The following is a 16,266-nucleotide window of genomic DNA, read 5'->3' on the forward strand; positions in this document are numbered from 1 at the left end:
GCCGGTGCAGTTTAGCCACACCCTCCACGCTGCGTGACGGCGAGGAATAGACATGTCCTCACAGAGGAAGCACCACGGCGGACGGACGGCCCGCGAAGCAGGTGATCGTCATCCGGTGCCGGGCCCGATCGCCGGTGAAGACCACGGACGTGGTCAGGGCCGGGCCGGGATCGACGCGCTCCACGACGAAGCCCGGCTCGGGCTCCCAGGCGACCAACTCGGCGCCGTCCTCGACGCACCTGGCGAGCACCGCGCCGCCCCGCGACGCCAGGCGCGTGCCCTCCAGCGGTGGCGGTTCGGGCGACGGGGACGGGCTCGCTCCCGGGCTCGGCGACGTCGGCGCCGGTTCCGGTGCCGATCCGGACGCGCCGGAAGGTGACGGCACGGAGAGTGAGGGGAACGGGTCGGGAGCGGCCGGCTCCAGTGATCCACTCGGCTCTGCCGCCCGGCCGGACCGGGCGGCGGGCACCACCGAACGGGTGCCGGCCTTGTCGCCGGGCGCGGCGGACCTGACCCCGGGGGACGCGGCGACGGGCGGCACGACCGCGCCGGGTCGCGCCTCCGGTTCGCCGCCGGATTCCGGCCAGAGCGCGGGCAGGGCGACGAGCAAGGCCGCGGCCCCGATGCCGGTCAGGACTTTCCGGCGCTTCCACCACGGGGGTACGGGTTTCGCCCCATCACCGACCGCACCACCGCGTCCCGCCCGCACCGAGGCAACCGGCCCGGCCGTGGCACGCGAACCTGTCACCGGGACGGTGGCCTCCCGGAGCAGCGTGGTGCCGGCCTCCGCGATCGCCACCACGGCCGCCGGCGCCGGCGTGTGCTCGGCGTCGTCCACGGCCGGTTGCGCGGCCGCCTCCGCCGCGTCCCCCAGCACCGCGGACGCTTCGGCGGCGTCACCCAGCACCGCGGACGCCTCGGCCGCGTCCGGGCGGTCGGCGGGGTTCTTCGCCAGGCAGCGGTCGACCAGGTCGGCGATCACGTCCGGCACGCCGGGCAGGGCGGGCAGCGGCGCCGGCTCCAGGTAGACGTGCGCGCTCAGCATCTGCGTGGTGGTCTCCACGCTCCACGGCGCCATGCCGGCGAGCAGGCGGTAGAGCAGCACGCCGAGCGCGTACATGTCGGAGGCGGGCTCGATGGCGCCGCCGGTGAGACGCTCCGGAGCGAGGTAGGCGGGGGTGCCGAGCAGGGCGTCCTCGGGCGAGGCCGGTCCGGCGACCGCGGCGATGCCGAAGTCCACGACCTTGGCACCGGTGGGGGTGACCATGACGTTGGCGAGTTTGATGTCGCGGTGCACGAGGCCGTCCTCGTGTGCCACCGCCAGCGCCGCAGCGATTTCCCCGCAGATCCGGAAAACGGTACGCGGCGGGACCGGCCCGCGCGCCACCCGTTGCTGCAACGTCGGCCCATTGATCAATTCCATGACCACGTACGGGACCGGGCGGCCGTTCTCCTCGGATTCGCCGAAGTCGTAGATCTGCGCGATGTTCGGGTGCGAAAGGGTCGCCGCGGCCCGGGCCTCGTGCAGGATCTGGGACCGGAACCGTTCCTCGCCCGCATATCGACCGGCCAGCACCTTCACCGCGACCGGACGGCCGAGCACCTCGTCCAGCGCCCGCCAGACCACTGCCATCCCGCCACGGCCGAGTTCGTTCAGCAAGCGGTACCGGCCGCCGAGTTTCTGGTCCTCCTCCACCCGACGCAGTGTGCCGAAAGGCGCGGGAAATAGCACATCCAGAAAACCTCGAACGCGATTCACTTTTCATTTCCGGCCGCGTGCGCTCTTGTCATTGTTCAGGACCCGGCGAACGGTGCCGGCGCATTCACCCGCCGGGGTGACGGCACACCGCGGCGAACCGCACGCCTCCCACCGGCCGTCCGCCGGGAACCGCACGCCTTCCCACCCACCGCCCCGCCGTAGAGTCGCCGCATGAACAACACCTGGCGTCAGCTGCCGCCACCGGCGCGGCCGATCGCCGCGGCCACGGCGGTGGCGGTGGCCGCGGTGCGGGCGGGCGACGAGCCGGGCGGCGACCTGGCCGCGCTGGACCCGGCGCAGACCGGGCTGATCCTCGGCACGGTGGTGCGCCTGCTCCTGGAGGACGGGCACCCGGACGGGCTCGCCGCCGACGACGTGCGTACCGCACTGGCCTCCTGCGTGCGCTCCTGGCCGGCGGCCGATCCGCAGGTGGTGCTGTGGCTGCTCGCCGGCGCTCTCGGCGTGCTCGACGAGGACGGCGCGCCGGCCCCGAAGCCGGATGTGCTGGCCCGGCACGCGATCGCCCTGATCGACGACCTGCTCGCCGGCCGTCCGGTGGAGCCGTGGCTGACCGCCGCCCTGGGTGAGATCCAGCGCACTCAACAGGGCGAGTAAAACTTTGCAGCAACTGCAATTTTCTCGGTAGCCTCGTCGGGTGCTCCCCGCCGATCACCCTGCCGACCACCCGACCGGCCGCCGCGAGGCCAAGCGCCGGCAGACCCGCCTCGACCTGATCACGGCCGCGCTGCGCCTGACCGACGAGCGCGGTGCCGACCGGGTCACGGTCGACGAGATCGCCACTGCGGCCGGGGTCTCGCCGCGGACGTTCTTCAACTACTTCGCCACCAAGGAGGACGCCCTCGTCGGCGACCCCTTGGAGGGCTGTGACCTGCGCGAGCTGCTGCTCGGCACAGCGCCGGACAAGCCGCTGCTGGAGGCCCTGCTGGACGCGCTGGACCCGGTGTTCGAGCAGATCCACGACAACCGCGAGCAGTGGCTGCTGCGGATGCGGGTGATCGAGAACAACCCGCAGCTGCTGCCGTTGCTGATCGCCGCGGCCGCCGCCGCCGAGCAGCAGTTCACCGCCGCTGTTGCCGAGCGCGCCGGCCTGCCCGCCGACCACCCGTTCCCGGCTGTCGCGGCCGCGGTCACGAACGCCGCCGTGCGGGTGGCCGTCTTCCGCTGGGCCGCCGAGGACGCCGACGGCCGGTCCGGCACCGACGGACGCCCCCTCACCGACCACGTACGCGAAGCCTTCGGCATCCTTGCCGCCGGCCTGGTCACCACCGATTCGAGAAGGAACGTATGACCACCACCCAACCCACCGACGAGGTCACCGAGTCCTCCGGTCAGATGTCGCGCCGCGAGGTCCTCCAGGCCCTCTCCGGCTTGCTGATCGGCATGTTCGTCAGCATTCTGGCCTCCACCGTGGTGGCCAACGCCCTGCCCCGGATCATCGCCGATCTGAACGGCAGCCAGTCCGTCTACACCTGGATCGTCACCGCCGAGCTCCTCGCCATGACGGCCACCGTCCCGCTCTGGGGCAAGATGGCCGACCTCTACAGCAAGAAGCTGCTGATCCAGCTCTCGCTCGGCCTCTTCGTGCTCGGCTCGCTGGTCGCCGGCCTCACCCCGAACGTGGAGATCCTGCTGGTCAGCCGGATCGTGCAGGGCGTCGGCGCGGGCGGCATGACCGCGCTCTCGCTGATCGTGATGGCCGCGATGATCCCGCCTCGGGAACTGGGCCGTTACTCGGGCATCTTCGGCGCCGTGTTCGGCGTCGGCACCATCGCCGGCCCGCTGATCGGCGGCGTCCTGGTGGACACCTCCTGGCTCGGCTGGCGCTGGTGCTTCCTGATCGGCGTGCCGTTCTCGCTCATCGCGATCGCGCTGCTCCAGAAGACGCTGCACCTGCCCGCCGTGCACCGCAAGGAGACCAGCATCGACTGGCTCGGCGCGCTGCTCATCACCGGTGGCGTCAGCACCCTGCTGATCTGGTCGACGCTGGCCGGCGAGCACTTCGACTGGGCGTCCTGGCAGACCGCCGCCCTGGTCGCCGGCGGTCTCGTGCTGCTGGCCCTGGCGGTCCTGGTCGAGTCCAAGGCCAAGGAACCGATCATCCCGCTGGGGATCTTCCGGCACCGGACGGTCACCCTGTCCATCGTCGCCAGCGTCCTGGTCGGCGTCGCGATGTTCGGCGGCACCGTCTTCCTCTCCCAGTACTTCCAGATCTCGCTGGGCAAGTCACCGACCGTCGCCGGCCTGATGGGCCTGCCGATGGTGTTCGGCCTGCTGATCTCGTCGACGGTGGCCGGTCAGCTGATCACCAAGTACGGCCGGTGGAAGGGCTACCTGGTGGCCGGCTCGATCGTGATGACCGTCGGCATGCTGCTGCTCAGCACCATCGGGGCGGACACCAGTGTGCTGCTGCTCTCGGTCTACATGGCGGTGCTCGGCATCGGCGTCGGCCTGCTCATGCAGAACCTGGTGCTGGCCGCGCAGAACGACGTACCGGCGGCCGAGCTCGGCGCCACCACCTCGGCGCTGACCTTCTTCCGCAGCATGGGCGGTTCGATCGGCGTGAGCGCGCTCGGCGCGGTACTGACCCACCAGGTGACCTCACTCTTCACCGAGCGGTTCGGCGCGGCCGGCGACGGCGGCTCGGCCCAGGTGCCGGACCTGTCGACGCTGCCGCCGGAGGCGCTCACCGTGGTGCAGGACATCTACGGCGAGGCCACGTCCGAGCTGTTCCTGGTCGGTGCGCCGATCGCGTTCCTGGCGATCATCGCGGTGGTCTTCATCAAGGAGAAGCCGCTCTCCACCCTCTCCGGTGACGAGCGTCGCCGGCAGGAGGAGGCGGCCGGGGCCGCCGCCCTGCACTGACGGCCGGCGGCCCTCTGTCAGGCTCCGCGTGGCGCGTACATGATGACCGCCACGCCGGCCAGGCAGAGGGCCGCGCCGATCACGTCGAACCGGTCCGGTCGAAATCGGTCGACGACCATGCCCCAGATGAGTGAACCTGCCACGAAGACACCGCCGTAGGCGGCCAGGATCCGGCCGAAGTTGGGGTCGGGCTGCAGGGTGGCGACGAAACCGTACGCACCGAGCGCGACCACCCCCGCGCCGACGAAGAGCAGGCCGCGGTTCTCCCGGATGCCCTGCCACACCAGCCAGGCTCCGCCGATCTCGGCGAGTGCGGCGAGCAGGAAGAGCAGGATCGAGCGCAGCACCGTCATGACGGTGCAGTCTCGCAGGTGATGACGGTCCGGACGGGCGCGGGCCGGACCGTTCTACCGATGGCGGCCGGCGCGGCGCGGGCCGCCGGCGGCGGTCAGGACGGGCGCAGGCCGACCTGGGAGCGCGGCGACGGCGGTTCGGCGCAGCCGAGGAGCCCGACGAGGCCGGAGACCCAGAGCTGCCGGTACACCGTGGCGCTCGGGTGGCTCACCACCAGCTTGATGCCGCTGGCCGCGGCGGTGTGGAAGCAGGCGACCAGGATGCCGATCCCGATGCTGTCGATGAGCATCACCCGCTGCAGATCCAGACAGATCTTGCTGGGGGTCATGCTGGTCAGCACGTCGTTGACCGCGTCGCGCATCACATGCGCGTTGTCCAGGTCGATCTCGCCGCTAGGTGCGATCTCGACGGTCCCGTCGGCCAGCTGGCGGGTCGTGATCGGCAGATACACAGCTGCCCTCTTCCTGGCGTCGAGCCGGAGCCGACGCCGACTTCCGCGGGACTCGGTGTGTTGACCGAAGAGTTGGTCGCGCGTTCGCTGGGGACGCCGACCTGGCCCGCGTTCCAACAACAATCCGCTGGTCTGCAAGTTACGCCACGTAGGCGCGGAACGCCAGAGTAGTTCATATGGCCGGAATGTGCGGTAACGGTCACTGCGTGGCGACCACGTTGACTCCCGACGGCCTCTGACCGAATACTCAGCGTATGCGGTGGAGCTCCGGACGGCATGATCACTTACGGCATGGTTGACGCCCCGCCTCGCACCGCCGCCTCGGCGACGGGCGCCGTCTACTTCGACAGTGTCGACGTCACACGGGCCCGGGACATCCTGAATCGTTTTTACCACCCCATGTCGCTCGGTACGCCGGACGAGGCGGAACTCACCATGGACCTGGAGATGATCCGGCTCGGACCGCTCACGGTGGGTCATCTGACCTTCGAAGGATCCGCCAGCCTGACTTCCCCGTCCGCCGGCGGTTACCACGTGACCCTGCCCACGGCGGGGCGCGTCCGGGCCCGGCGGGACGGCCAGGAGTTCACCGCGAACCCGTCCACGGCGCTCGCGTTCCGGCCCGGCGACCCGGTCGACCTGCGGCACGAGGCGAAGTCCGCGGAGCTCGACGTGCGGATCGAGCCGTGGGCGCTGGAGGCGGAACTGGCCGCCCTCCTCGGCCACCCGGTCGAGGGACCGATCGATCTGCCGCCCGTCTTCGACCTCAGCGGCGGTCCGGCGCAGAGCTGGAGCCGGCTGATCCGGCTGCTGCACGGCGAACTGGAGCACGAGTTCAGCCTGATCCACCAGCCACTGATCGCCGAGCAACTGTGCAGCAGCGTGCTCAGCGGCCTGCTGCTCAGCGTTCCGCACCGCTACCGCGACGAACTGGTCGCCCCGGCCGCGAGCGGGCCGCCACGAGCCGTCGCACGTGCCGTCGAAGCCGTTCACGAGGAGCCCGAGCGGGCGTTCACGGTGGCCGACCTGGCCGCGATCGCCGGGTTGAGCGTGCGCTCGCTGCAGGAGGGTTTCCGCCGGCACGTCGGGTGCGCCCCGATGGCGTACCTCCAGCAGATCCGGCTGACCCGGGCGCGGGAGGCGCTGCTCGACGGCGATCCGGCCCGGATCACGGTCGCCGCCGTGGCCCATCGCTGGGGTTTCGCCCACCTGGGCCGATTCGCCTCGGCGTACCGGGAGAGATTCGGCGAGTCGCCGTCCGAGACCCTGCGTCAGCCCGGCCGGATCACCTGATCGGCTGTCATCCCCCGGGGGTCGCCGCACCGCCGCGGTGCCGGCACACCGTTCACCCGGCTGTCACTCCCCCGGGTCGCCGCACCGCCGCGGCGCCGGCACACCGTTCACCCGGCTGGGTGCCGTGGTCCCGCCGAAGATATGCCCCCGGGACGGCACCCAGTCCCGCCAGGGCGCCAGCCGACCGGGCACGGCGGCCATCTCGCCGTCCGACGGCGCACGCTGCTGCCGCAGGTAGGCCTCGACCCGCCCGGCGGCCGCCGCACCGTTCTGGGCCAGGTTCAGCAGCCGGCGCTGCTCGGCGTCGCCGCTCGCCGCCCGCCGCAACAGGGCCACGATGCCGGCCAGGGCCTGCGCGGCGTCGGAGGCGTCCCGCTCGGCGTCCCACCGGCCCGTCATCGCAGCACCCGCACGGCACGCCGATGTCCGCCCGGCCGCCTGCGGGTCATGTCGGCCCGCTTCCCGATGCCTGCTCCGCCTCTGCCCAGTCGGTCATGCAATGCGTTCCCCTCACCCCCGCACGCCCGCCGGGCCGGCGCGCCGGCAGACCCCGTGGTGGTCGCCGGATGTCGAGCCCGATAAGCGTGACAAGCCGAAAATGTATTCGGCTCACTACTGAGCGTCCATCCGTAACGCGCAGGTTCTGTCCAGTTAGCGCTCAGTTCGGGCACCCAGGAGATCACCCGGCGTGGACGATCAGGAAACGGGTACCCGGCCCGGCGGAAGTTCACATTCCCGCTCGTCATGCAGGGGGTAACGATGCACCAGAGCGAACCTTCCGAAACGCCCGGTGAGCCGCTGATCCGGACCGGCGCGGAACAGCCCTGGGAACCCGAGGACCTGGCCGTCGCGCAGGGCAAGGATCCGACACCGGAGAACATCGCGCGCGCGAAGGCCGAGCTGGAACGCGACGGCGCGGCCGCCATCGAGCGCACGGTCCCGTAAGAACCGGCCGGCGGCGGCTCTCAGGCGGTCAGGTGGACCGTCACCCCGTCGCGGACGGCGCGCTCGGCGGCGGCGAGCACCGCGGTGACGCCGGCGCCGAAGCGCGCGTCACAGGCCGAAGGGGTGCCGCCGGCGGCCGCCGCCAGCAACTCGTCGACGGCGCGGCCAAGGGCCGCGTCCGGTTTCCACTGCACCCGCGGGACGGTGCGCAGGCCGGCCTCACCGGCGAAGACGGCCTCCTCGCGGGCCGAGGCGGCCGGCGCGTCCACGGCCAGCGTGAGCCGGGAGGTCGCGCCGCCCTCGTGCCGCAGCACCAGATGGATCAGGTCACGGGCACCGGCCATCGCGGCCACGTCGGTGACCGGGCCGAGCACCGGCAGCACCAGGGCGAGGGCGTGCGGGCCGACGTCCCAGAGGCCACCGCGTTCCCGGCGCCACGGCGAGGCACCGAACACGCTGCCCGACTCGAAGATCGAACCCAGGTGGTCGACGCGTGCCTCGGTCCAGCCGCCGACCGCCGCGGTCTCCGCGATGAACGCCGACAGCTCCGGGCTGAAGCGCCGGGTGAAGAAGACCACCGACGCCAGATCACCCGCCGCGCAGGCGTCCGCGACGGCCCGCGCCTGCTCGGGAAGCAACGCGACCGGCTTGTCCAGCAGCAGGTGCTTGCCGGCCCGCGCGGCACGCAAGGCCATCTCCGCCTGCACGTCCGGCGGCAGGGCGATCGCCACCGCGTCCACGTCGGCGAGCAGGGCGTCCACGTCGGCGTAGGCCCGGGTGCCGAACTTGCCGGCGAGCTCGTCGGCCTTGCCCGGATCGCGACCCCACACCCCGGTGAACTCGACCTCCGGGTGGGCGGCCAGCCCCGGTGCGTGCGCCTGGTGCGCCCACGGACCCGTACCCAACAATCCGAACCGCACCCGATGCTCCCAGGGTCGTCGCTGTGATCTCCGCCAGGCGGAAGTTACCAGCCCGTCAGCACATCAGTAACCTGTGCCGGGTGAACGGTCCTCTGTCGGTGGCGACGATCGTCGTCGCCCTGGTCCTGGCGGTGTGGTATTTCGCGCGCACCGCGCTCGACCGCGCCCCCAGCCGCACCGATCTGCTCGCCACCGTGGGTCTCGGCGTGCTGGTCACGGTACTCGTCGTGGTTGCCGTGGCCGGTCTCTTCGACGGAAGCCGCCCGGCGGACACCACCACCTTCGTGGGCTATCTGATCACGACGGCCGGGTTCGCCCCGGCCGCGCTGATCCTGGCCCGGATGGAGCCGACCCGCTGGGGCAACCTGATCCTCGGCATCGGCGCCGTCGTCCTGCCCGTTCTCGTGCTGCGGTTGCAGCAGATCGCGTCGGTGCCCGTTGCCTGAGGAGAACACCGCGCGGACGACCCCCGCGCGCCCGCACGACGCCGCCCTGGGCAGTGGGATCGGTCGCGTCCTGCTGCTGGTCTACGGCATCTTCGCGCTCTCGGCGAGCGCCCGCGCCCTGGTCCAGATCAGCACGCACTTCGCCGAGGCGCCGCTCGCCTACCTGCTCTCCGCGGTGGCCGGCCTGGTCTACATCGCCGCCACCGCCGGCCTGGCCTGGGGCGGTCCGTGGGGCCGCCTGATCGCCCTGGTGAGTTGCAGCGTCGAGCTGGCCGGCGTGCTGATCGTCGGCACGCTCAGCATCGTCGACGCGGTGGCCTTCCCGGACGACACCGTGTGGTCACACTTCGGCAGCGGGTACGGGTATGTCCCCCTGGTCCTGCCGTTCGTCGGCCTCTGGTGGATCTGGCGCCACCGCCCCTGACCGAAAGCCACGCAGGAGCCGCAACCGAAAGCCACGCACGGGCCGCGATCGAAAGCCACGTACGGGCCGCGCCGGCAGCGCGGCCCGCCCGGTTCGTCAGTGCCGGCCCTCGATCACGTGCGGGACGAAGTTGCAGGTGTTCGTGGTGACCAGGCCCGAGGTGCCGACGCCCTCGCGGATGCCCATGCCGGCCGCCTCGCCGTCGATCAGCCAGGAGCCGATCACCGGGTGCACGGTGCCCTCCAGCGAGTCGAAGGACGGCAGCTCGCACAGCTCCTGGACGATGTAGCGGCCGTCGGCGCCGTACTCCGACGGGTTGCCGGCGATCGTGACGCCGTCGCGGACCAGGGTCACCGAGCCGCCTTCCCGGCCCCAGACCGGCTTCTTCGCGTACGACGTCAGCGAAGCGGCCGCCGAGGACTCGGCGAAGTAGGACGGCAGCAGGTACTTGCTGCGCTCCGGGTCGTCACCGAAGAGCATCCACAGGACCGGCAGCAGCGCCTTGTTGCCGAGCAGCGCGGCCTTGTACGGCGGCTCGATCCAGACCGTACCCTGCTTCTCCGGGTCGGCCATGTTGCGGAAGAAGGCCTTGCCGCCTTCCTCGTGCCAGAACCATTCCCAGGGGTAGAGCATGAAGATCACGTCGATCGGCTCGGCCTGGTGCTCCTGGCCCGGCGCGGGGACGAACAGCACTCGGTCGCCGGCCACGTCCCAGCCGATCTGGCTCATCGCGATCAGCTCGACCGGGTAGCCGGCCTCCTCCGCGGTCGCCATCAGGTACGCGACGTTCATCCGGTCCTCGCCGGACGTCTCACTCGTCTCGTACGCGAAGAAGATCTTGGGCTTTTCCGGCAGCCAGTGCCGTGCCTCGCGCAACCGGTTGATGTTGCGGCGCCAGGCGCCCGGATCGCCGGGCTCGCCGTCCGCCGGTTCCCAGCCCACCAGGCGCTCGTGGATCGAGTTCCACTGCCGCCACGGGTGCTCGGTGAGGTGCGTCTGGTCCATCCAGTGCCACTGGATGACCGCCGCCTCGACCAGCGAGGTCGGCGTCTGCGCGTTGAACTCGAGCAGCTTGGGCACGCTGCCGGCACCGTTGTACCAGAGGTCGAAGCGGCCGTAGACGGTCGGCGAGAAGTCCGGCGTCTGCATCGGCAGCCGCATGTCCGGGTCCTTGTCGTAGTGCGTCCACGTCTCCGCGTCGCCGTCGAACCAGGTCCGGATGATCTGCTCGTGGGTGTACTCCGGCACGCCGATCTTCGCCAGGTAACACGTCTCGGCGTTGCAGATGGACTCGAAGTAGCCACGCTTGCGGCCCTCGACGGTCCGCCGCGGGCACTGCGCGACCATCCAGTCGCCGGCTTCGAGGCACATCTCGTAGAGGACGCCGGTCGCCGTCTCCAGTTCCTCGATCTCGGCCGCGGTGAAGTCGTAGTACGGCCCCTCCTGCCAGTACGACCGCATGGTGCCGTCCGGCAGCTCGGTGTCGTTGTACGTCAGTCCGAGGCTGAAGTTGGTGAGCTGCCAGCCGTCGCGGACCGGCCCGTAGGCGATACGGCGCAAGTCAGCCGCCCGACTTCGAGGACGACTTGCTGTTGCCGCTGCCGCCCTTGCCCACCACGCTGGACTTGATCGTGCCGTTGCTGATCCGACCCGAGGAGGGCAGCCCGAACTTCGACCGCGCGGCCGCGTCGTTGTACGCGAACTTGCTCCCGCCCGCCGGCAACCTGGTCCCCACCGGGTAACCCGACCGGTAGGACGTGCTGTGCCAGATGAAGAAGCCGAGCCCACCGCCGCCACCGTTGTAGTCGTCGTCGCAGTAGTCCTCGTCGACGATCACACCGTTCTCATCGGCGCAGTAGAAGCCTTGGTCCACGTACTCGTCGTTGTCGCAGGCTGCCGCACCCCCCGCGGCCAGCAGAAGAAACGTGCTGGTCAGCGAAACGCTCCGGGAACTCATGCGTCGGTTCATAATTTCTTTGTAGCTCTTCTCAGCAAGTTGCCAGCATCAGTCTTTCGGCCCACCGGCCACGTAGATCACCTGTCCCGACACGAACCCGGCACCCTCGCTCGCCAGGAACGAGACGGTATGGGCCACATCCTCCGGACGGCCCGCGCGGGCCACCGGGATCGTGCCGACCGTGGCCTTCTCGAAATCGGCGAAGTCGACGCCGATCCGTGCCGCGGTGGCCCGGGTCATGTCGGTGACGATGAAGCCCGGCGCCACCGCGTTCGCGGTGATGCCGAACTTGCCGAGCTCGATCGCCAGGGTCTTGGTGAAACCCTGGATACCGGCTTTCGCGGCAGCGTAGTTCGCCTGACCCCGGTTGCCCAGGGCCGACGTGCTGGAGAGACTGACGATCCGGCCGAACCCGGCGTCGACCATGTGTTTCTGCACCGCTCTGCTGAACAGGAACGCACCGCGCAGGTGCACCGCCATCACGGTGTCCCAGTCGTCCTCGGTCATCTTGAACAGCAGGTTGTCGCGCAGCACCCCGGCGTTGTTGACGAGCACGGTCGGCGCACCGAGTTCGGCGGTCACCCGCTCCACCGCGGCCGTCACCTGCGCGGGATCGGCCACGTCGGCACCGATCGCGACCGCGCTGCCGCCCGCGTCATGGATCGCGGTGACGGTGTTGGCGCAGGCGCCCTCGTCGAGGTCGACGACCGCGACGGCCAGGCCGTCCGCGGCCAGCCTCAGGGCGATGGCCTCACCGATGCCGCGGGCGGCTCCGGTGACGATGGCGATCCGGCCGGGTACGGACTGCGACATCGTTACCTCCGGGATGTGATCTTCGCTGCTCCTGCGGCGACTCTAGCCGTGATCAGACCGTCCTGCGCAGCCGGATCCACCGGTAGCCATGCCCCTCGACCCGGATCTTGTCCAGGTCGCCGGGTTCGGGGTATTCCTGGTCGGCCAGCACGTCGTTGGGGAAGACGGCTTCGCCGGCGAGGCTGCTGAGGTCGATCTCGCCCGGCTCGGTGGACAGGTTGTGGACGAAGAGCATGCTTCCGGTGCCGTCGTCGGCGCGGTGCACCAGCACCCCGCGCGGCGCTGGCACATCGACGTGCGTGCAGGTGCCGCTGCCGATCTCCGGCGCTTCGCGGAGGGTACGGATCATCCGCTCGAACCAGGAGAGCAGCGACGCCGTGTCGTGCCGCTGCCGGGTCACGTTGACCGTCTCGAAGCCGAACTCACCGCCCGAGATCACCGGACGGCCCAGCTTCGACGGGTCGGCCGAGGTGAAACCGCCGTTCGGCAGCATCGACCACTGCATCGGCGTCCGGATCGCGTCGCGGCCCTTCAGGGACAGGTCGTCGCCCATCCCGATCTCTTCGCCGTACCGCAGCACCGGGGTGCCCCGCAGACTGAACTGCAGCGCGTACGCCAGCTCCACCCAGCGCCGGTCGTTGCCGAGCATGGGTGCGAGCCGCCGGCGGATGCCCCGGCCGTAGAGCTGCATGTTCTCGTCCGGCCCGAACCGCTCGAAGACGTCCTTGCGCTGGTCGGCGGTGAGCCGTGACAGGTCGATCTCGTCGTGGTTGCGCAGGAACGTGGCCCACTGACCACCGGAGGGCAGTTTCGGCGAGTCCCGCAGCGCGTCGATGATCGGCTCCGGGTCCTCCCGGGCCAGTCCGAGCACCAGTCGCGCGTTGAGCATGAAGTCGAACAGCATGTGGATCCGATTGCCGGACCCGCCGTCGTCGCCGAAGAACTTGACCAGCTGGTCGGGCTCCACATTGGCCTCGGCGAGCAGGACCGCGTCGCCCTTGCGCCACTGCACGTGGTCACGCAGCTCGGTCAGGAACTGCATGTCCTTCGGTGAGTTCGGGTTGCCCGGCTCGGTCTCCTCGATGATGAACGGCACCGCGTCCATCCGGAACCCGGCGACCCCGAGCTGGAGCCAGAACGAGCAGATCTTCTTGATCTCCTCGCGGACCTCCGGGTTCTTGATGTTGAGGTCCGGCTGGAACTTGTAGAACCGGTGGTAGAACCAGAGCTTCGCGGTGCGATCGTAGGTCCAGGTCTCGGCCTGCTCGCCGGGGAAGACCATGCCCTGCTTGCGATCGGACGGCTCGGTCTCGCTCCAGACATACCAGTCGCGGTACGGCGAGTCCGGCGACGACCGCGCCGACTGGAACCACGGGTGCTGGTCCGAGGTGTGGTTGACCACCAAGTCGATGATCACCTTGATGCCGCGGTTACCGGCCTCGTGCAGCAGTTCGGCGAAGTCGCCCAGGTTTCCGAACCGCGGGTCGACGTTGTAGAAATCGGACGCGTCGTAGCCGTCGTCACGTCCCGGGGAGGGATGGATCGGGTTGAGCCACAGACACGTGATGCCGAGGCGGGCCAGATAGTCCAGGCGCCCGATCAGGCCCCGGATGTCACCGACCCCGTCGCCGTTCGAGTCGGCGAAGGAATCGATGTCGAGGCAGTAGACGACCGCCTTTTCGTACCACCGGTCACTCATGCCCCTGTTCTTTAGCCTCGGCCGCACTTCGCGAAACGCGCCACGCCCACAGCACGGTCAGCGCTGCCCCGAACGCGAGGATCGGCGAGACCAGCACCACGATCACCGCCCAGTAGGGTGCGACGCCGGCACCGAGCATCGAGAGAAGCCCCTCGGACTGGGCCATCTCCCAGGTCACCGGCCCGATCAGGGCCGGAACCAGCAGGGCCGCCGCACGATCCCGGACACCCGGCGCGACGGCCAGGACCGTCGCGGCGACCAGGATGAAGAGAGCCAACTCGACGAGCCGCACCGGCAGGCGGTGGCCGGGCGCGAAGGCACCCTCGGCGGCCACCCGGACGCACAGGAGCACGGCAGCCACCGCCGCGAAGGCGCCCACCCCGCGCCTGCCGAGCAGGACCGGCAGCGGACGCCCCCGACGCGCCAGCACGAAAGCCGCCACGACCACCCCGACGGTGACCACCGACCAGGTGAGGCGCAGCGACGACTGGAACGGGGTGTGCGGCAACCACCACAGGACCGCACCGAGCTCCACCAGCGCGGCCGCTCCGGAGAGCCACGCGGCGGTGCGACGCAGGCCGAGCAGCGCGGCCAGGCAGACCGCCGCCCAGAACGCGAACCGCAGCCCGACGTCGAGCAGCAGCAGGCCACGGATGCCGAACATCTCCATCGGCTCGGCCGGGGAGTCGAACAGGTGCACCCGCACGCCGGCGAGCAGCCGGGCGCCGGCGACCGCGGCCATCATCGCGGCGACGATCAGGCCGGTGACGGCAGCGGCGTCACGCCACTCCGCGCGACCGGGACTCGATCGTGCCCGGCCGAGACGGACCGCCAGCCCGGAACGCAGCAGGTCCGCCGCGTCGGCCGGTGACGGGAACCGGCGACCCGGCGCCGAACCGGACATCAGCACACCGATCATCTCCTCCTCGTAGGCCGCGCGATGCCCGGCCGGAAAGACCCGCAGCAGCCGTCGGTAACAACTCTCCAACGTGGTCACTGCCGCCTCGCTCGTCACGCCGCACCCCCGGCCCGCGCCGCACGGCCGCGCTCGAATCGGCTGGTCAGCAGGGCCATGAACAGGAACGCGGCAAGTGGCACGAGAACCAGCGCCGTCCACTGGAAGCCGTCGAGGAGCCGGGTCGCCTCGGGATGGCGGATGTTGTGCTCGATGAAGCCGTCGAAACCGGTGCGGACCAGGGGCACCGTGACGAGGACCGGCGCGGCCCAGGTCAGCAGCCAGGGGCGCATCGCCGGCTCCTGCCGGGCGGCGGCAACGGCAGCGAGAGCGAGAGCGACCCACGGCAGGCCGTTGTAGATCTCCCAGGAGAACCAGCGCAGCAGCATCACCGCCTGGAGGACCAGAGCTGCCGCGGCGGCCAGCAGCGGCACGAGACCGCGCGTCCGGGCGCCGCCGCGGACGGCCACCACGCCTGCGGCGAGCACCACCGCCGCGGCCATGAGCTGCCAGTAGGCGTTGAGCACCGTCGCGGGCGTCTCGAGGTAGAGCTGGGCGGGCGCCACGGCCTGCCCGCCCAGCCCCAGCACCGCGCCGGCCAGCCCGAGCAGGCGCCACCCGCGCAGGGCCGCGATCAGAACCACCGCCCAGCCGGACACTCGCGCCAGGATGGCGAGCTGGGGCAGCGCGACCGCATCGCTGACGGACAGACCCGGGCCGAACAGTTCCTGGCTGTCCCACACGGCCACTTCCGTCACCAGATGACGCAGCGCGAGCGCGAGCAGCAGGATCGCCCCGAAGGTCTGGGTGAGCCACGCGGCCTGCCGCCACCGCGCCGAGCCGGTCACCTGCCGGAGCCGGACCGCCACCGCCGCCCGGGCCAGGTCGAAGAACTGCGCCGGGCCGGGACGGCCCTCGCTCATCAGCACGGCGAGCATCTCCTCCTCGTACTCCGCGCGGAAGTCACTCGGGTAGAGCGCCAGCCACCTGCGGTAAGTGCCCTCGCTCATGCCGGCGCTCCCCCGAGGTCGGTGCGGCGGGCCCGCAGCCGGCGGTCGGCGATGGCGGCCTGCTCGCGCAGCCGGGCGGTCTCGGCGGCCAGGCTCCGCTCGCCGGCCGCGGTGAGCCGGTAGTAACGCCGGAGCCGGGACTGGACGACCTCCTCCCGGTCGACGTCGATCAGGCCGTCGGAGCGCAGCCGGTCGAGCGCCGCGTAGAGCGTGCCGGCGCGCAACCGCACCCGGCCACCGGTCATCGCGGAGACGTCCTCGATCACGGCGTAGCCGTGCCGCGGCTCCTCGGCCAGCGCGGTGAGGATCAGGAACGTCGGCTCCCGCATGGGCGTGTCACTCATGGCGGAAGCATAT

General features: G+C 70.9%; 19 protein-coding genes. 7 read left to right on the top strand and 12 right to left on the bottom strand.

Features of this window, described 5'->3' with window-relative positions:
• Positions 1-58: 58 nt before the first annotated feature.
• Positions 59-1,696 carry a serine/threonine-protein kinase gene (locus LPA41_RS16755; RefSeq protein ID WP_229071318.1) on the bottom strand — a complete coding sequence of 546 codons (1,638 nt, stop codon included), beginning with the start codon at positions 1,694-1,696 and terminating at the stop codon, positions 59-61.
• A gap of 234 nt (positions 1,697-1,930) precedes the next feature.
• Between LPA41_RS16755 and LPA41_RS16760 the strand changes: the two genes are divergently transcribed.
• The 3 genes from LPA41_RS16760 to LPA41_RS16770 are packed head-to-tail and all read left to right on the top strand — an operon-like array spanning position 1,931 to position 4,642.
• Positions 1,931-2,374 (top strand): hypothetical protein, encoded by a 444-nt coding sequence (locus LPA41_RS16760; RefSeq protein WP_229071319.1) that lies wholly within the window; start codon positions 1,931-1,933, stop codon positions 2,372-2,374.
• A gap of 40 nt (positions 2,375-2,414) precedes the next feature.
• The gene (locus LPA41_RS16765; RefSeq protein ID WP_229071320.1) at positions 2,415-3,068 is read left to right on the top strand and encodes a TetR/AcrR family transcriptional regulator; all 654 of its coding nucleotides are present in this window, start codon (positions 2,415-2,417) and stop codon (positions 3,066-3,068) included.
• Complete coding sequence (locus tag LPA41_RS16770) at positions 3,065-4,642, top strand: MDR family MFS transporter (protein WP_229071321.1); 1,578 nt, start codon at positions 3,065-3,067, stop codon at positions 4,640-4,642. Before LPA41_RS16765 ends, LPA41_RS16770 begins: the two co-directional genes overlap by 4 nt.
• 17 nt (positions 4,643-4,659) lie before the next feature.
• Here LPA41_RS16770 and LPA41_RS16775 read toward each other — a convergent pair whose 3' ends face one another.
• Positions 4,660-4,995 carry a YnfA family protein gene (locus tag LPA41_RS16775; RefSeq protein ID WP_229071322.1) on the bottom strand — a complete coding sequence of 112 codons (336 nt, stop codon included), beginning with the start codon at positions 4,993-4,995 and terminating at the stop codon, positions 4,660-4,662.
• 95 nt (positions 4,996-5,090) lie between these two features.
• Positions 5,091-5,447: an STAS domain-containing protein gene (locus LPA41_RS16780; RefSeq protein WP_229071323.1), complete on the bottom strand. Its 357-nt coding sequence runs from the start codon at positions 5,445-5,447 to the stop codon at positions 5,091-5,093.
• 291 nt (positions 5,448-5,738) lie between these two features.
• On the opposite strand from LPA41_RS16780, the gene LPA41_RS16785 reads away from it, so the two are divergent.
• Positions 5,739-6,740 (top strand): AraC family transcriptional regulator, encoded by a 1,002-nt coding sequence (locus LPA41_RS16785; RefSeq protein WP_229071324.1) that lies wholly within the window; start codon positions 5,739-5,741, stop codon positions 6,738-6,740.
• A 63-nt stretch (positions 6,741-6,803) separates the two neighbouring features.
• Here the strand turns inward: LPA41_RS16785 and LPA41_RS16790 are convergent, their stop codons facing one another.
• Positions 6,804-7,139, bottom strand: a complete 336-nt coding sequence (locus LPA41_RS16790) for a hypothetical protein (RefSeq protein WP_229071325.1) — start codon at positions 7,137-7,139, stop codon at positions 6,804-6,806.
• Between the two features lie 360 nt (positions 7,140-7,499).
• Between LPA41_RS16790 and LPA41_RS16795 the strand changes: the two genes are divergently transcribed.
• Positions 7,500-7,685 (top strand): hypothetical protein, encoded by a 186-nt coding sequence (locus LPA41_RS16795; protein ID WP_229071583.1) that lies wholly within the window; start codon positions 7,500-7,502, stop codon positions 7,683-7,685.
• 20 nt (positions 7,686-7,705) lie between these two features.
• Here the strand turns inward: LPA41_RS16795 and LPA41_RS16800 are convergent, their stop codons facing one another.
• Positions 7,706-8,605, bottom strand: coding sequence for a Gfo/Idh/MocA family protein (locus LPA41_RS16800; RefSeq protein WP_229071326.1), 900 nt, complete (start codon positions 8,603-8,605; stop codon positions 7,706-7,708).
• 80 nt (positions 8,606-8,685) lie between these two features.
• Between LPA41_RS16800 and LPA41_RS16805 the strand changes: the two genes are divergently transcribed.
• A complete protein-coding gene (locus tag LPA41_RS16805; protein WP_229071327.1) occupies positions 8,686-9,051 on the top strand; it encodes a hypothetical protein in 366 nt (121 codons plus the stop codon).
• Positions 9,044-9,475, top strand: coding sequence for a hypothetical protein (locus tag LPA41_RS16810; RefSeq protein ID WP_229071328.1), 432 nt, complete (start codon positions 9,044-9,046; stop codon positions 9,473-9,475). Before LPA41_RS16805 ends, LPA41_RS16810 begins: the two co-directional genes overlap by 8 nt.
• A 96-nt stretch (positions 9,476-9,571) precedes the next feature.
• Here the strand turns inward: LPA41_RS16810 and LPA41_RS16815 are convergent, their stop codons facing one another.
• The 7 genes from LPA41_RS16815 to LPA41_RS16845 are packed head-to-tail and all read right to left on the bottom strand — an operon-like array spanning position 9,572 to position 16,253.
• Positions 9,572-11,035 (bottom strand): glutathionylspermidine synthase family protein, encoded by a 1,464-nt coding sequence (locus LPA41_RS16815; RefSeq protein ID WP_229071329.1) that lies wholly within the window; start codon positions 11,033-11,035, stop codon positions 9,572-9,574.
• Between the two features lies 1 nt (position 11,036).
• Positions 11,037-11,432: a hypothetical protein gene (locus tag LPA41_RS16820; RefSeq protein ID WP_229071330.1), complete on the bottom strand. Its 396-nt coding sequence runs from the start codon at positions 11,430-11,432 to the stop codon at positions 11,037-11,039.
• Positions 11,433-11,480: 48 nt separating this feature from the next.
• Positions 11,481-12,245, bottom strand: coding sequence for an SDR family oxidoreductase (locus tag LPA41_RS16825; protein ID WP_229071331.1), 765 nt, complete (start codon positions 12,243-12,245; stop codon positions 11,481-11,483).
• Positions 12,246-12,297: 52 nt separating this feature from the next.
• Positions 12,298-13,944 (bottom strand): alpha-amylase family protein, encoded by a 1,647-nt coding sequence (locus LPA41_RS16830; protein ID WP_229071332.1) that lies wholly within the window; start codon positions 13,942-13,944, stop codon positions 12,298-12,300.
• A complete protein-coding gene (locus LPA41_RS16835) occupies positions 13,937-14,941 on the bottom strand; it encodes a hypothetical protein (protein ID WP_229071333.1) in 1,005 nt (334 codons plus the stop codon). Before LPA41_RS16835 ends, LPA41_RS16830 begins: the two co-directional genes overlap by 8 nt.
• 14 nt (positions 14,942-14,955) lie before the next feature.
• A complete protein-coding gene (locus tag LPA41_RS16840; protein WP_229071334.1) occupies positions 14,956-15,909 on the bottom strand; it encodes a hypothetical protein in 954 nt (317 codons plus the stop codon).
• Complete coding sequence (locus LPA41_RS16845; protein WP_229071335.1) at positions 15,906-16,253, bottom strand: PadR family transcriptional regulator; 348 nt, start codon at positions 16,251-16,253, stop codon at positions 15,906-15,908. Before LPA41_RS16845 ends, LPA41_RS16840 begins: the two co-directional genes overlap by 4 nt.
• Positions 16,254-16,266 lie beyond the last annotated feature (13 nt).

It is taken from the genome of Actinoplanes sp. DH11, assembly GCF_020873875.1.
In the GTDB taxonomy this organism is placed as follows: Bacteria; Actinomycetota; Actinomycetes; order Mycobacteriales; family Micromonosporaceae; genus Actinoplanes.

Coding starts and splice junctions, on each gene's coding strand:
- LPA41_RS16760 (WP_229071319.1), top strand. CDS start 1,931: ATGAACAACACCTGGCGTCAGCTGCCGCCACCGGCGCGGCCGATCGCC.
- LPA41_RS16770 (WP_229071321.1), top strand. CDS start 3,065: ATGACCACCACCCAACCCACCGACGAGGTCACCGAGTCCTCCGGTCAG.
- LPA41_RS16775 (WP_229071322.1), bottom strand. CDS start 4,995: ATGACGGTGCTGCGCTCGATCCTGCTCTTCCTGCTCGCCGCACTCGCC.
- LPA41_RS16785 (WP_229071324.1), top strand. CDS start 5,739: ATGGTTGACGCCCCGCCTCGCACCGCCGCCTCGGCGACGGGCGCCGTC.
- LPA41_RS16790 (WP_229071325.1), bottom strand. CDS start 7,139: ATGACGGGCCGGTGGGACGCCGAGCGGGACGCCTCCGACGCCGCGCAG.
- LPA41_RS16795 (WP_229071583.1), top strand. CDS start 7,500: ATGCACCAGAGCGAACCTTCCGAAACGCCCGGTGAGCCGCTGATCCGG.
- LPA41_RS16820 (WP_229071330.1), bottom strand. CDS start 11,432: ATGAGTTCCCGGAGCGTTTCGCTGACCAGCACGTTTCTTCTGCTGGCC.
- LPA41_RS16825 (WP_229071331.1), bottom strand. CDS start 12,245: ATGTCGCAGTCCGTACCCGGCCGGATCGCCATCGTCACCGGAGCCGCC.
- LPA41_RS16830 (WP_229071332.1), bottom strand. CDS start 13,944: ATGAGTGACCGGTGGTACGAAAAGGCGGTCGTCTACTGCCTCGACATC.
- LPA41_RS16840 (WP_229071334.1), bottom strand. CDS start 15,909: ATGAGCGAGGGCACTTACCGCAGGTGGCTGGCGCTCTACCCGAGTGAC.
- LPA41_RS16845 (WP_229071335.1), bottom strand. CDS start 16,253: ATGAGTGACACGCCCATGCGGGAGCCGACGTTCCTGATCCTCACCGCG.